The 15306-nt window shown below is 36.1% G+C and carries 17 protein-coding genes; 12 read left to right on the forward strand and 5 right to left on the reverse strand.

The annotated features are described in order from the left end of the window. The first annotated feature begins 66 nt into the window (after positions 1 to 66). The gene (gene pyrE / locus CA834_RS13325) at positions 67 to 711 is read left to right on the forward strand and encodes an orotate phosphoribosyltransferase (protein WP_094969221.1); all 645 of its coding nucleotides are present in this window, start codon (positions 67 to 69) and stop codon (positions 709 to 711) included. A gap of 32 nt (positions 712 to 743) precedes the next feature. Further along, entirely contained in the window at positions 744 to 1139 is a 396-nt protein-coding gene (locus tag CA834_RS13330) for an orotate phosphoribosyltransferase (RefSeq protein ID WP_094969222.1), read from the forward strand. On the opposite strand, the gene CA834_RS13335 is transcribed toward CA834_RS13330, so the two are convergent. Beyond that, entirely contained in the window at positions 1136 to 1867 is a 732-nt protein-coding gene (locus CA834_RS13335) for a biotin--[acetyl-CoA-carboxylase] ligase (protein ID WP_094969223.1), read from the reverse strand. The genes CA834_RS13330 and CA834_RS13335 overlap by 4 nt on opposite strands. A gap of 93 nt (positions 1868 to 1960) precedes the next feature. Here CA834_RS13335 and rsfS point away from each other — a divergent pair, with 93 nt between their 5' ends. The 6 genes from rsfS (at position 1961) to CA834_RS13365 (ending at position 6761) form a co-directional block, all read left to right on the forward strand. Then, complete coding sequence (gene rsfS, locus CA834_RS13340; RefSeq protein ID WP_094969224.1) at positions 1961 to 2332, forward strand: ribosome silencing factor; 372 nt, start codon at positions 1961 to 1963, stop codon at positions 2330 to 2332. 17 nt (positions 2333 to 2349) lie between these two features. Continuing rightward, a complete protein-coding gene (gene ftsH, locus CA834_RS13345) occupies positions 2350 to 4326 on the forward strand; it encodes an ATP-dependent zinc metalloprotease FtsH (RefSeq protein ID WP_094969225.1) in 1977 nt (658 codons plus the stop codon). A 98-nt stretch (positions 4327 to 4424) separates the two neighbouring features. Continuing rightward, positions 4425 to 5033: an LUD domain-containing protein gene (locus CA834_RS13350; protein ID WP_094969226.1), complete on the forward strand. Its 609-nt coding sequence runs from the start codon at positions 4425 to 4427 to the stop codon at positions 5031 to 5033. Next, positions 5033 to 5842: a phosphatidate cytidylyltransferase gene (locus CA834_RS13355; RefSeq protein WP_094969227.1), complete on the forward strand. Its 810-nt coding sequence runs from the start codon at positions 5033 to 5035 to the stop codon at positions 5840 to 5842. Before CA834_RS13350 ends, CA834_RS13355 begins: the two co-directional genes overlap by 1 nt. 2 nt (positions 5843 to 5844) lie before the next feature. Then, on the forward strand, positions 5845 to 6498 hold the full coding sequence (locus CA834_RS13360) for a phosphatidylserine decarboxylase family protein (protein WP_094969228.1): 654 nt from the start codon (positions 5845 to 5847) through the stop codon (positions 6496 to 6498). Beyond that, on the forward strand, positions 6495 to 6761 hold the full coding sequence (locus tag CA834_RS13365; RefSeq protein WP_094969229.1) for an acyl-CoA-binding protein: 267 nt from the start codon (positions 6495 to 6497) through the stop codon (positions 6759 to 6761). The genes CA834_RS13360 and CA834_RS13365 overlap by 4 nt, the downstream gene beginning before the upstream one ends. Positions 6762 to 6848: 87 nt before the next feature. On the opposite strand, the gene CA834_RS13370 is transcribed toward CA834_RS13365, so the two are convergent. Then, positions 6849 to 7538 carry a hypothetical protein gene (locus CA834_RS13370; protein WP_094969230.1) on the reverse strand — a complete coding sequence of 230 codons (690 nt, stop codon included), beginning with the start codon at positions 7536 to 7538 and terminating at the stop codon, positions 6849 to 6851. 425 nt (positions 7539 to 7963) lie between these two features. Between CA834_RS13370 and CA834_RS13375 the strand changes: the two genes are divergently transcribed. From CA834_RS13375 to CA834_RS13390, 4 genes are read left to right on the forward strand one after another with little or no spacing between them, the layout of a single operon-like run. After that, a complete protein-coding gene (locus CA834_RS13375; protein ID WP_094969231.1) occupies positions 7964 to 9184 on the forward strand; it encodes a sulfite oxidase in 1221 nt (406 codons plus the stop codon). Then, the gene (locus CA834_RS13380) at positions 9184 to 9654 is read left to right on the forward strand and encodes a monoheme cytochrome C (RefSeq protein ID WP_094969232.1); all 471 of its coding nucleotides are present in this window, start codon (positions 9184 to 9186) and stop codon (positions 9652 to 9654) included. The genes CA834_RS13375 and CA834_RS13380 overlap by 1 nt, the downstream gene beginning before the upstream one ends. Next, entirely contained in the window at positions 9638 to 10564 is a 927-nt protein-coding gene (locus tag CA834_RS13385; RefSeq protein ID WP_094969233.1) for a sulfurtransferase, read from the forward strand. The genes CA834_RS13380 and CA834_RS13385 overlap by 17 nt, the downstream gene beginning before the upstream one ends. 1 nt (position 10565) lies before the next feature. Further along, positions 10566 to 11441, forward strand: a complete 876-nt coding sequence (locus CA834_RS13390; protein WP_094969234.1) for a sterol desaturase family protein — start codon at positions 10566 to 10568, stop codon at positions 11439 to 11441. Positions 11442 to 11499: 58 nt separating this feature from the next. On the opposite strand, the gene CA834_RS13395 is transcribed toward CA834_RS13390, so the two are convergent. The 3 genes from CA834_RS13395 to eno form a co-directional block, all read right to left on the reverse strand. After that, positions 11500 to 12411: a dimethylarginine dimethylaminohydrolase family protein gene (locus CA834_RS13395; RefSeq protein ID WP_094969235.1), complete on the reverse strand. Its 912-nt coding sequence runs from the start codon at positions 12409 to 12411 to the stop codon at positions 11500 to 11502. Between the two features lie 67 nt (positions 12412 to 12478). Further along, positions 12479 to 13765, reverse strand: a complete 1287-nt coding sequence (locus CA834_RS13400; protein WP_094969236.1) for a citrate synthase — start codon at positions 13763 to 13765, stop codon at positions 12479 to 12481. Between the two features lie 147 nt (positions 13766 to 13912). After that, positions 13913 to 15208: a phosphopyruvate hydratase gene (eno, locus tag CA834_RS13405; protein WP_094969237.1), complete on the reverse strand. Its 1296-nt coding sequence runs from the start codon at positions 15206 to 15208 to the stop codon at positions 13913 to 13915. Positions 15209 to 15306: the final 98 nt, after the last annotated feature.

Here is a 15306-nt window from a genome sequence, read left to right on the forward strand (position 1 = left end):
AATGTTGAATTAAAAATTAATTGTATTTAAAATGAGTGAAGCTACAAAATTGTTTAATTTTGCCGTATGATTTTTAATAAGGAAACCGCCAAGAAAACCGCTGAAGTCTTATTACAGATTAACGCTATTAAATTACAACCTGAGGACCCATTTACCTGGGCGTCTGGATGGAAATCTCCAATTTATTGTGATAACCGAATTGTATTGTCTTTTCCTCTGATAAGGAATTACATTAGGGAAACACTTGCTAAATATATTGAGATCCACTATGGAAAGCCAGATGTTATTGCTGGTGTAGCTACAGGTGCCATAGGAATTGGGGCATTGGTTGCTGAATATTTGAATTTGCCTTTTGTTTATGTGAGACCTGAAGCTAAGAAGCACGGTCGACAAAATCAAATTGAAGGATATTTGGAGCAGGGCCAAAACGTGGTGGTTGTAGAAGATTTAATCAGTACTGGAAAAAGTAGCCTTAATGCCGTAAAAGCATTGCAGGAGGCTGAAGTTAATGTAAAAGGCATGGTTGCAATTTTTTCATATGGTTTTGAAATCGCCGAAAAAAACTTTGAAAAAGCTAATGTTCAATTGCATACACTGAGTAATTATGACAATCTTTTAGAACAAGCCTTGGACACAAATTATATTTCCCAAAAACAACGTTCTATTTTGGCAGATTGGAATGCCAATCCTAGTGAGTGGAACGCGATTTGATATAAACGTATTAGGACAGAAAAAACCAAGTCATGAAATTAGAATCTCCAAAAGTTGTTTTAGATAAAAGTGCAGAAGAAACATTCAATTTTTTGTCTGATGTAAAAAATTTTGAATCGTTAATGCCTGAGAATATTAGTAAATTCGAAGTACTTGACGAGGGGAAATTCTTATTTGCGCTTAAGGGTATGCCAGAAATAATCTTACAAAAAAAGGAAACTATACCTTTTGAAAAGATTGTCTTAGGTGCTGCCGGAGGAAAATTAGACTTCTCATTAACTTGTTTTATCACAAACGTTGATGATAATAAGAGCGAAGCAAATTTGGTGTTTGATGGTGAGTTTAATCCTATGATGTCCATGATGATAAAAGGGCCTATTTCTAAGTTTATAGAAACCTTAACCACGAATATGAAAACTGCCGTTTAATATAAAAGATTGACTTCCTTAAAGTTAAAAGATTTAATAATATCGTCCTCAATCAATATCCTAAGTTTTCCGTCATTATCTATACCTTTTATGATACCAGAAAAGGTCTCTCCTATTTGTGTTTTAAAAGTCGATGGTTTGTGTATTCTAAACAATTGAGACTGATACTCCTCCTTAATAGCGGCCAGTTCACCCGAATCTAATAAACCTAAATATAGTTTAAGCTTATTTAAGACCTCAGAAAGTACCTCATCCTTATCTTGTAAGACACCTGTAAGTAGATATAATGAACTGGCATTGGGTAAATTATAAAAGAACTTTTGATTCACATTTAACCCAAAACCAATAACAGACCCAACGTAAGAGTTGTTTTTAATGACATTCTCTATTAAAATACCACAAATTTTTTTGTCTTCTGACAAAATGTCGTTTGGCCATTTTATCTTAAGTTTAGGTAGACGAAATTTTTTAAGGCCCTGGCAAATAGCCAATGAAACAGCCATACTTACAAAGAATTGCTCATCTATATTTAATGTATTTACCCTCTTGAATACACTAACAGTTAGGTTCTTACCTTTTTCTGATTGCCAAAAAGTTCCCATCTGTCCCCTACCTTTGGTTTGAACTTCACTTGCAACTACCGTAAAATCTTTTGGTAAGGTAACTGATGTCATACTTTTTAAATAGGCATTAGTAGAGTCAATGGCATCAAGTTTGATTATATACATGCAAAGGGCATTTTATTTTATAGTTTTCTTATGAAATATAGGACTTACAAGAACTAAAAAAATAATAACTTTGCATAAAATTAAAACATTTTAATGACGGAACGAAAAACCAATGCTGACCAACTCATTACAACCATAATTAGTGGAATAGAAGACGTAAAGGGAAAAGAAATTACAGTTTTAGATTTAAGAGATATAGAAAACACAGTTTGCGATTATTTTATAGTTTGTGAAGGTACCTCTAACACACAGGTCAACGCAATCGTAAACTCAATCCAAAAACAAGTTAGCAAAACACTTAAGGATAAACCCTGGCATATTGAGGGAACCGATAATGCTGAATGGGTCCTTATGGACTATGTCAACGTTGTGGTCCATGTTTTTCAAAAACAGATAAGAGAATATTACGACATTGAAAGTCTTTGGGGAGACGCTAAGACAACCCAAATAGAAACAAGTTATTAAAAAGACAAAAGCTAAGAATGGCAAAAGACAATAAAAATTCAAATAAAAAACCTAAAGTAAATCCGTATTGGATTTATGGTGTTATTATAGCGGTATTCATTTCAATACAACTATTCTCAGGTGGTTTTGGAGGCTCCACAGGAACTCAAACAACTCCGGCCCAGTTTTTAGACTATTTAAGCAAGGGAGATGTTGAAAAAGTTGAGATTGTAAATAAGAGAGAGGCTCGAGTATACCTTACAAAAGAAGCTCAAGAACAAGAGGTACATAAAAAATCAGTACCCAAAACGATGTTTCCATCGGTAACTCCGGTGCCTAATTACAAGTTTGAGTTTGGTAGCCTTGAAAATTTCGAGGATGATGTAAATGAAACAATTAAGGAAAATAATCTAACTACTGAACTTACCTACGAGACAGAACATAATGTCTGGGGTGACTTTTTATTGACCTTACTGCCTTTTGTTTTAATAATTGGTGTTTGGATATTCATTATGCGCCGCATGTCTTCAGGCGGAGGTGGTGGAGCTGGAGGCCAAATATTTAATATTGGAAAATCCAAAGCAAAGCTTTTTGATGAAAAAACAGATACGAAAACCTCTTTTAAGGATGTTGCAGGTTTAGAAGGAGCTAAAGAAGAAGTTCAGGAAATAGTTGACTTTCTAAAATATCCAGAAAAATATACTGCCTTAGGAGGAAAAATACCAAAAGGTGCTTTATTGGTAGGGCCTCCAGGAACAGGTAAAACGTTATTAGCTAAAGCTGTCGCAGGGGAAGCTAAAGTGCCGTTCTTTTCACTCTCGGGTTCTGACTTTGTGGAAATGTTTGTTGGTGTTGGTGCTTCTCGAGTTAGAGACCTTTTCAAACAAGCTAAGGAAAAGTCTCCTTCAATTATTTTTATAGATGAAATTGATGCGATTGGAAGGGCAAGAGGTAAGAATAACTTCTCCGGCTCTAATGATGAGCGCGAAAACACCTTAAACCAGCTCTTAACCGAAATGGATGGTTTTGGCACCAATACCAATGTGATTGTATTGGCCGCAACTAACCGAGCTGACGTATTGGACAGCGCTCTTATGCGGGCAGGCCGATTTGACCGTCAAATATATGTTGATTTACCAGACGTTAGGGAGCGTAAAGAAATCTTTGAAGTTCATCTCAGACCACTAAAGAAGGAAGAGACACTAGATATTGAGTTTTTAGCAAAACAAACACCCGGATTCTCAGGTGCGGACATTGCAAACGTTTGTAATGAAGCTGCCCTAATTGCTGCTAGAAAAGGAAAAAAAGCGGTTAACAAGCAAGATTTTCTTGACGCCGTGGATAGAATCATTGGCGGTCTGGAAAAGAAGAATAAAATTATAACACCAGAAGAAAAAAGAGCCGTGGCTTTCCATGAAGCAGGTCATGCCACGATCAGCTGGATGTTAGAACATGCCGCCCCGTTGGTAAAAGTGACTATTGTGCCGAGAGGTCGCTCTCTTGGAGCTGCCTGGTACTTACCAGAAGAACGCCTTATTGTTAGGCCGGAACAAATGTTAGACGAAATGTGTGCTGCTTTGGGTGGGCGTGCAGCAGAGCAGGTTACCTTTGGTCAAATCTCTACAGGTGCTTTAAGCGATTTAGAGAAAGTTACCAAGCAGGCAAGAGCCATGGTCACCATTTATGGCCTGAGTAAAAAAGTGGGGAACTTAACTTATTACGATTCATCGGGACAATCTGAATATGGGTTTACAAAGCCATATAGCGAGCGTACAGCAGAACTTATCGATAAAGAAATTTCCGATATTATTGAAGAACAATATGTCCGTGCCGTCAAGCTGTTAGAAGAGAACAAAGATAAATTGACGCAACTAGCAGAAGTACTGTTAGATAAAGAAGTTATTTTTAAAGACAACCTGGAAAAAATATTCGGAAAACGTCCATTTGAAAAACAAGAAAGTTTCGAAGAGGCAGCAAAGGAAGAACCGAATCAGGATATCTCGGAAGAGGAGTGAAATACGCCAAACCTATAAAAAACTTAAATTGACAGTATGTTCGTTTAAGTTTTTTTATATTTGATAAATACCTAATTCCTTATAACAGCACCTATTGAATGAGCTTATTTCGTAAACTCTTCGGTAAAAAATCAGATAAAACTGAAGAAAGCATTCCTAATCAAGAGCGTGGCAAATATATGCCTGAGATTAAGTTGCCTGCAGATGAGCGATTTACCATAAACTTTAAAGCTAACGGAGGTAAATTTCTATATTGTGAAAATATGGATGAAATCAAGGATAGCTTTAATTCCATCTTAGAGGAAAATAACTGGCAAGATGAAAAGGTCTTTCTAATCGATGAGCGACTAAAGGCTCTTTTTAAGGATTTTAATATCAATACCACCAAGCTCGTTTCCGAAAGCGCCTATTTTTTATCAACTTGTGAATACTTAATTTCAGACGACGGCTCACTACTAATATCATCAAATCAAATCGCTGAAAAGAAATTACAAGAACTTCCTGATCATTTTATCATTTATGCCACTACCAGCCAATTTGTTGAAAATATTGGTGAAGGTCTAAAGGGTATCAAGGCCAAAAGTAAATCTACTATACCTACAAATATTACTACCATTAAGCATTTTAAGACGGTTGACGATAAAGACTTCTTAACTTACGGAAGCAGCGCTAAGAATTTGTACTTACTTCTACTTGAAGATCTGTAATGAAAGAGTTATTTACAAGAGCAATTTCTGGATTAATCTATGCCTTGTTATTGATTTGTTCCCTTTATTTTCAGCAAGGTTTATTCCTTGTTCTTTTTGTGTTTGGAATAATAAGCCTGATTGAATTTAATAAACTTATCTCTTTAAAATCTGTAGTTCCATATATCATTTTCACCATCTTTTATATTGTTTTCGGATATTTATGTGTCCAAAATTCAGGTTTACCCGAAAGTGATGAGGTAATTCAAATTTTATTGGTCATCACAATTTTTGTGAATCTTATCTTGATTAAAGATCTATTTACCACCAAGAAAATACCACTCTTTGAATCTAAACGCTTCATAACAACAACCTTTTACCTCTCAAGCGGCTTTATTTTTATGTTGCAAATAGGAAATTATAAAAATGAATTCACACCATTACTTTTACTAGGCAGCTTCATTCTTATTTGGGTCAACGATAGTGCGGCCTATTTGGTTGGTAAAAATTTTGGACATCAAAAATTATTTCCGAGTATTTCCCCTAAAAAAACGGTAGAGGGTTTTTTAGGAGGTTTGCTGTTTGCATGTATTTCAAGCTATTTTATTGCTTTATATACAGAAACATTAAGTTTTAATAGTTGGCTCATCTTAGCCATCATTGTAAGTGTTCTTGGAACTTTTGGAGATTTAATCGAATCAAAATTTAAGCGACAGGCAGGAGTTAAGGACAGTGGAATTATCATGCCTGGCCATGGCGGTTTATTAGACCGCTTGGATAGTCTTATATTTGCCGCACCTTTTATATATTTATTTTTAAGAATTTCATAGTTATGTTTCACAGAGAAGGGCATAAAATCATTTTTACTACACTAGTCTTCGTAGTTGGTTCATTTTTTCTAATAGACGAATTCATGACTATTGAATGGTTGAGAAAGGCTTTAATGATTGCTGTACTTATTATCTTTGTACTCATTCTCCAATTTTTCAGGAACCCTAAGCGACATACACATACTAATGAGAATAATGCACTGTCTCCTGTTGATGGTAAAGTTGTAGTTATTGAGGAGGTTTTTGAAAAAGAATTTCTAAAGGAAAAGTGTATTCAGGTTTCTGTTTTTATGTCCCCACTAAACGTGCATGTAACAAGATATCCTGTAACAGGCACAATTGTTTATAGTAAATACCACCCTGGGAAATATTTGGTAGCTTGGCACCCTAAATCTAGTGAGGAAAATGAACGGACTACCGTTGTAATTGAAAATAATCGTTTTGGTAAAGTGTTATACAGACAAATCGCCGGGGCACTTGCTAGACGCATTGTCAACTATGCAAAAGTAAATACTATGGCCACACAAGGCGCTGATTCCGGTTTTATTAAATTTGGGTCAAGAGTAGATTTATTTTTACCTTTAAATGCTGACATAAAAGTAGAAATTAACCAAAGCGTTCGTGGTGGCGAAACCATTATTGCCGAAGTGAAATGACACCTGAGGAACTCGAAATAGAATTTAGGGATGCCGTTGAGCGCGTTAATTCGCATACAGCTCCTTTTCCTGCTGACTTTTTATTACGATTATATGCCTACTACAAAAAGGCAACAAATGACTACGGTCGACCGAATAGTAAAAAGCAAATTATAAATGCTTTCAAGACCAATGCTCTTTTTCAAGTTCAAGATATTAGTCAAGACCAGGCAAAACAAGAGTATATCAACTTAGTCAAAAATTACTTCTTATATCGCAAATAAGTTAATGCTATCTAAAAAAAGAAATCACCAATTTTATTGGTGATTTCAAAATGATTATAAGTCAAAATAAAATTTATAGTGCGATATCTAGGCTTCAGACTTTGGTAGATTTATGCCTTGCTTTAACACAACAGCGCCCATAGCAATCAACCAAATGACTTTGATATGAAATAATGGTTTGTATATTTCAAAATTATCTGGGATAGCTAAGATGATACCCATCGCAGCAAGACCTAAAAGAGCAGTAAACCAACCCAACCATTTACTCACCATATGCCATTTAATTAAAGCATAGCCCAATAAGACCAAACCAACACCAGAAAAGATACGGCCAAACCTTATAAAACAGGTCACATACTGATTTGTGAACAATATGTCATGCATAAAAGCCTCTATTTCAACGGGCGTTTTCCCTGCAGTTTCTCCAACGCCCCAAGCTCCGAAATTATAGAAATATGCGTTTGCTATGGCCAAGGTAAACGTGCCAATGATTACCATACCTGCACCTGGCAAAATTACGACCCTATAAGGTCTTCGAGCTGTTACAGATACAAGAGCAAATAAAGCAATACCCATAGTCACCCAGCCAAAAATATGTATGCGATACATCCAAATCCAGGTCCATACATTTTCTCCAATCGCTTCAAAATCCGATGCCACGATGTATTCACCTATATGATGTGGGGATAAGGCCCAACCCAGCCATAATAATAATGCTGCCAAAATAAAGGCCCATCCTGTAAACTTTGTTTCGAAGTCTTTTTGTAAACTGTTCATGTTTATATTATTTAATAGATACTAACAATGTAGTAGTATCTATTTTTTTCTTATGTAACATATGTTACACGACTTCATGCCACGTAGCGTTTAAACTGTTCAATTATATAGGTAACTACTTACTAATTCCAATACACAAAAATGAATTATCTATTTTAATTCTATTCAAAAACCCACTTATATGGGCCTTACAAGATAATATTAGTATTTCATATCATTTAAAATATAGTAATGGAGTTGATCATTATGGAGTACTAACTAAAATACCGTTAAAAGGCCTATTTTAAATTCTATTACCTGTAAAATGAATACAAACCTATAACCTTCCAATTGATATTAAACCGATGTGTAACATTGGTTACAAAGACATATTTGAAAAAAATGTATCTTAATTAATTATTTAGGTAGCTTATAAATTCAATATTTTGAAAAGAAGAGATTTCGTTAAAAAAGGGACGCTTAGTTCTATTGCAGCGCTCATAGGAACAGAGGTGGTTTTTGGCTCTAATATGCTAAAAGGTTACACACCGTTAGCTTTACAAGATCCAGATCCTTTCAAACTCTTTAATAAGCACAAGGATATGGTTGTCCTTAATGATAAGCCGTGGAATATCGAATCTCAGGCACACCTATTGGACGATAATATTACACCTAATGCCTCCATGTTTATCAGAAATAATGGTTTGGTTCCAGAGGATATAGATGCTAAAAACTGGACATTGACAATTGATGGCGAATCGGTAAAAAACAAAAAGACTTATACGCTACAAGAGTTAAAGTCTAAATTCGAGCAACACACATATCAATTAACTATAGAATGTGGTGGCAACGGTCGTGCAGAATTTAACCCACCCGCTAAAGGCAACCAATGGACTGTTGGTGCTGTACACTGCGCTTCATGGACTGGCGTTCGTTTGCGCGATGTTTTACAGGATGCAGGCATTAGAAATAATGCTGTTTATATTGGATTTCATGCAGTAGATAAACATCTCAGTTTAGACCCTAATAAAGAACCAATTTCCAGAGGTTGTCCTATGTCTAAGGCATTACAGGATGAAACCCTTTTGGCTTTCAAAATGAATGGAAAGGACATTCCTCTTATCCATGGCTACCCCTTGCGCCTCGTGGCCGGAGGTTGGCCAGCTTCGGTATCTGGTAAATGGGTCAACCGAATCAGTATACGCAATAAAGTACACGACGGAACAAAAATGACAGGTACAGCCTATAGAGTACCTTGCGAGCCTGTGGCTCCAGGAGCTAAGGTCAAGGATGAAGATATGTGCATTATAGAATCTATGCCTGTAAAGTCATTGATAACATATCCTAAATCTGGAGCAATAATCAAAAAAGGTAAATCCTTAAATATAAGAGGGCATGCTTGGGCAGGAGAACTAGAGGTAACTAAAGTAGAGTATTCTATAGATTTTGGTTCAACTTGGAAGGATTGTAAGCTAGAAGCACCTGCAAATAGATTAGCATGGCAACATTTTTCAGCTTCTGTTGATTTACCAAAGTTGGGTTATTATGAAGTTTGGGCAAGAGCCACGGATACAAAAGGAAATGCGCAACCAATGGTATTACCAGGTTGGAATCCGAAAGGGTATTTGAATAACGCTTGTCATCGTATAGCGGTTAAGGTAAGTTAATGAATAAGGAAAGCACATTCAGAAAACAAGTTAGAAGGATATATCACTTATTAATGGTATTATTTGGCTTGTTTGTTGTTACTGGAGGGAGCTTAATTTATTATGTGAATAATCCAGGTGCTTTCGATTTTAAAGCAAAATCAGAAATAGCCTCTATAACCCCTGTTGAAGATGAAGATCGTATAGAAAATGGTATACATGTGAGGACAGGACTAATTGATAGTGAAGGGCTTATGGTAGTTGTTAATAATTGTACCAATTGCCATTCTGCTAAATTAGTCACACAAAACAGAATGACTAAAGAAGGTTGGAATACCACTATTAAATGGATGCAAGAGACACAGAACTTATGGGACTTGGGGGGTAATCAAGAAATTATAGTCAATTATTTAGTCACCAACTATCCGCCAAAAGCAAAGGGAAGACGAATGACTTTAACAGATATTGAATGGTATGAGTTGGAGGATTAATTTTTTAATTTTAGTTGTACTCTCGTGGGCATGTCAGAAAGAGAAGCAGGTCGTAATACCTAATCATAATGAAGGTAATTTAATTGAGGCTGCAGAACTAAAAGCTATAATAAACCAACCAAACATAAAATTGTTGGATTTTAGAAAAAAAGACGAATACGATAAGGGACACATAACTAAAGCTTTGAATATATGGCGAACAGATATAGAGGATAGTTCTTACCCTTATAGAGGAATGATGGCAAGTAAATCGCAGATTCAAGCTGTTTTTGGTCAATTAGGAATCAATTCTAACGATACTATTATAGTGTATGATGACAACGGCATGTGTGAAGCTGCAAGATTATGGTGGGTATTACAAAACTATGACTTTAAAAATGTAAGGATATTAAATGGAGGTATTTCAGCATGGGCGTTAAACAATGGTTCATTGACAACGCAAAAGGTTAAATTCAAGCCTTCCACTTTTGAGCTATCTGATAATGCTTCTATGGTTTATCATATATCAAAAGCGGAGCTTGAACAGGCTTTAAAATCGGACGTAACAGTTATAGATACAAGAACTTTGGATGAATATACCGGTAAGACCCACAAAAATGGAGCAACGAAATCAGGAAGGATTCCAGAAAGTTTACATATTGATTGGGCCGAAAGTATTAATTACGACGGGGACCAACGATTCAAAACAATAGAAGAAATTAAAAAAAAGTATAGAAAGTTAAACATAAAAAAAACAGATTTGATTGTTTTATATTGCCATACTGGTGTTCGATCAGCACATAGTACCTTTGTGTTGACTCAAATATTAGGTCATCAAAATGTTAAAAATTATGATGGCTCTTGGGTAGAATGGAGTTATTTTAACAATTTACCTTTTGAAAATGATCAAGTCTCTCTAATTAAAAAATAAAATGGAAAAGTATTTAGACGCATTCGTAAATGCCTTTGAAGGCACATTAACATGGACCTGGAAATCAATTATTTTTGAAGTGCCTTGGTATACAAATTACTTTTGGGGCCTTATTGCCATCTCCTTAGTTGTTTGGTTTTTGGAAATAGCCTTTCCATGGCGAAAAAACCAATCTATTTTTAGACGCGACTTCTGGTTAGATGCATTTTATATGTTTTTTAATTTTTTCATTTTCGCCATTGTCGTGAGTGGAGTATATGAAGTTTTAGGAGTACTATTTAGTGATATAAACATCACTGCAAAAAGTCTTGCCATTGTGGATATTTCAAATTGGGCACCTGGACTGCAATTATTTGTTTTCTTTATTGTGCTAGACTTTGTACAATGGTTTACACATGTATTATTACATCGTTATGGCTTCCTTTGGAAATTTCATAAAGTACACCACAGTGTTAAGGAAATGGGCTTTGCTGCCCATTTACGATACCACTGGATGGAGAATATTTTATATAAGCCTTTAAAAACCTTTGGGGTTATGATACTTGGAGGGTTTGAGCCAGAGCAGGCCTATATTGTTCATTTTATTGCCATTGCTATTGGTCACCTCAACCATTCTAATATTAAAATTACTTGGGGACCTCTTAAGTATATTTTCAATAATCCGGTTATGCACTTGTACCACCACGCTTACCATTTACCAGAGGGGAAAAATGGCGTTAATTACGGTATAAGCTTAAGTCTTTGGGACTATCTATTTAAAACTGATTATATCCCTGAAGATAGCGGTACTATAGAAATTGGATTTAAAGGTGATGATAAATTTCCTCATGATTTTATTGGCCAAAACACCTACGGGTTTAAAAAAGGTCAACATTAAGGGTTAAGTCTTAGAGTATATTCTTTGGCTCTTGTAAATGGGGATTGAACAACTAGGTTTAATCCCTTATTAAGGGCATAGTAGAGCAACGCAGCAAACCCTCTTGTTTTGCAATTTCTGCATAGGGGACTTCCTCCACAATAAATCCATGGGCTCGTAACCATGAGTTTAGTCTCGTAAAGTTGCGTTCTGAAACAATCACATCTTCTGAAATTGAGAAAATATTACTGTTCATATCGTACATTTCGTCTTTTGTGATTTCAAAAATATTATCCGCACCAAAGTAATCAACGAGCCATTGATATTCACTTTCAACTAAAAACCCATTTTTATGAATTATTGCCTTGTCCTTACCGATGGGCTGAAAGCAACAATCTAGATGAAGGGCATTCTCCTTTGGATCCGTGTTGGACTTCCTAAGTTGGAAGGCCTTTACTTTTTTATGCGGAAATAAGCCTTGTATTGCTCTAACCGCTTGAATATTGGTTCGAGCTGTGATGAAATCAGCATAATCCTCTCCAGTATACGTACCTACAAAAATATAATCATTCCAAGGCATAACATCACCTCCTTCAACATGGCAATCATCTGGTAAGATAATTCTATTGGATTTGTCCACATGAGTCCAAACATATTCGGTGGCCTCAATTTCACGTTTGCGATCTGGTAGGATATTGGCAATGATAATCTTATCTTCAATAACAAAAGAAATATCCCTTGCAAAAATCTGGTTATAGTCTTGTATAACTTTAGGGCGATAGACTTTAACGTCGTATTTTTTCAAGACCTCAGCAAATGCTGCCATTTCCCTTTTCATATCTTCTTCCTTAGGATAAGTACCTGCTAGAACATGTTGTAAACTTTTAGGATCGTAACAGGCTTCTGGTTTTGGCACTGGCCCGTTACTCTCAGCGGTTCCCAAAATTACAGCTCTTAGCCTTGAAGTCTCGTTTTGAATATTTAATTTCATATGTATTCTCATATAAAAAGCCTCATAAAATTATGAAGCTTTTCTTTTGTTTTATATATAAAGACAACTAACGTTTATCTAATGTTTTGAATGCTCTATAGGTCTCACCTATGTAAAGCTGACGAGGTCTTCCAATTGGCTCCTTTCGCAAGCGCATTTCTCTCCATTGAGCTATCCAACCTGGTAATCTACCAAGAGCAAACATTACGGTAAACATTTCTACCGGAATTCCCATGGCTCTGTAAATTATACCAGAGTAAAAATCTACATTTGGGTATAATTTTCTATCTACGAAATACGGGTCTTCTAGCGCTTCTTTTTCCAATCCTTTTGCGATATCCAATATAGGATCTTCAACACCTAAGTTTCCGAGTACTTCATCAGCTGCCTTTTTTATAATTTTGGCTCGTGGATCAAAATTCTTATATACCCTATGACCAAATCCCATTAATCGGAATGGATCATCTTTATCCTTTGCTTTAGACATATATTTCTTAGTATCACCACCATCTTCCTTGATGGCTTCTAACATCTCTAAAACAGCTTGGTTAGCCCCTCCATGCAACGGTCCCCAAAGTGCTGATATCCCAGAAGCTAAAGAAACAAATAAGCCTGCGTGAGATGACCCGGTAATTCTAACTGTTGATGTCGAACAATTTTGCTCATGATCTGCATGAAGTATCAATAACTTATCCAAGGCATCTACCAATATCGGGTTTTGCTCATATTCCCTATTTGGGTTTTTGAACATCATTTTCAGTACATTTTCAACATAGCCCAAGTTGTCATCTCCATATTCTAAAGGTAACCCGTGCTTTTTGCGCATGGTCCATGCCACTAAAACAGGAAACTTACCCAAAATCCGCACTATGGAATTATACATGTCCTCCTCTGAATTAACATCCACAGACGACGGATTGAAAGCTGTTAAAGCAGACGTCAATGAGGATAAAACTCCCATCGGATGAGCTGATTTTGGAAAAGCGTCTAAAATCTTCTTAACATCATCATCAACTACAGAGTGAGACTTTATATCTGTATGAAATTTTTCTAATTGCTCTTTATTTGGCAATTCCCCAAAAATGAGAAGAAATGCTACTTCTAGAAAGTCCGCCTTTTCCGCTAGCTCCTCAATAGAATACCCTCTGTATCTAAGAATACCCTTTTCACCATCAAGAAATGTTATGGCACTCTCACAACTACCCGTATTTTTATAACCAGGGTCTATTGTTATAATACCACCAGTAGAACTTCTTAAGGTTTTGATATCTATAGCAACTTCATTTTCCGTTCCCCTAATAACAGGGAATTCATATTTTTCACCGTTTACTTCTAAGGTAGCTTTGTCTGACATATTGTGAGTGTAATTTTTTGTTTCAAAGAGTTACAAAATTACGAAATCTCAAACGATTTCGAAACTAGAATTAGATTGGTTTTAACAATTGATTGCCAAAAAAACCCCTCACTAGTGAAGGGTTTTTAAATATTTCAATTTGAAGAATTAGTTCTGGACCTTAAATGCTTTTTTCTGTGGAAAATAAGCCACATCCCCAAGTTCTTCTTCTATTCTTAAGAGCTGATTATATTTAGCCATACGATCGCTACGAGATGCCGAACCTGTTTTTATTTGACCAGTGTTTAAGGCTACAGCTAGATCAGCGATAGTAGTGTCCTCCGTCTCACCTGATCGGTGGGACATTACACAAGTATACCCAGCATTTTTAGCCATATTAACAGCAGAAATTGTTTCTGTTAAAGATCCTATTTGATTTACCTTAATTAAAATTGAATTTGCGATGCCGTTTTCAATACCCTTTGATAAGCGGTCTACATTGGTCACAAACAAATCATCACCCACGAGCTGTACCTTATCCCCTATTCGCTCGGTTAAGTCTTTCCAACCATCCCAATCATTTTCATCCATACCATCTTCTATGGAAATTATAGGGTATTTAGAGGCTAGATCGGCCAAGTACTTTGCCTGTTCTGCACTTGTTCTCACAACACCTTTATCACCCTCAAAAATCGTATAATCATACTTACCATCCTTGTAAAATTCTGCAGCAGCGCAGTCTAGGGCTATCATAACGTCGTCACCCAGTTTATAACCAGCCTTTTCAACAGCAGTATTAATCGTATCTAAAGCATCTTCAGTTCCACCAGCTAAATTTGGTGCAAACCCACCTTCATCTCCAACAGCAGTGCTCAGACCTCTATCGTGTAATACCTTTTTCAAATTATGGAAAATTTCAGTTCCCATCTGCATGGCGTGGGTAAAGTCTTCAGCCTTCACGGGCATTATCATAAATTCTTGAAAAGCAATTGGTGCATCGCTATGGGAACCTCCATTAATTATATTCATCATGGGCACCGGAAGGGTATTTGCCGACACACCTCCAACATACCTATACAAAGGCATTCCTAATTCATTGGCCGCCGCTTTTGCAACGGCAAGTGAAACGCCTAAGATGGCGTTAGCTCCTAACTTGGATTTATTAGGTGTACCGTCTATCTCAATCATTAATTGGTCTATCATATTCTGTTCAAAGACAGAAATCCCTAAAAGTTCTTGAGCGATTATCGAGTTAACATTTTCAACGGCTTTTAGAACACCTTTCCCCATATATGTATCACCACCATCCCTAAGCTCAACAGCTTCATGCTCACCAGTGGACGCACCAGAAGGCACTGCCGCCCTTCCCATTATTCCACTTTCTGTGAGGACATCTACTTCTACTGTTGGATTACCTCTTGAATCTAATATTTGTCTTGCGTGTACATTAATTATAATGCTCATTTTTTATGGATTTTTATCGTTGAATACTTTCAAATTTACAAAAAACAAAAGGGTAAAACAGAAGAAAAATCATAAATGCGATTAATTTTTACTATAAT

This window comes from Winogradskyella aurantia (genome assembly GCF_002266855.1).
GTDB lineage: Bacteria > Bacteroidota > Bacteroidia > Flavobacteriales > Flavobacteriaceae > Winogradskyella > Winogradskyella aurantia.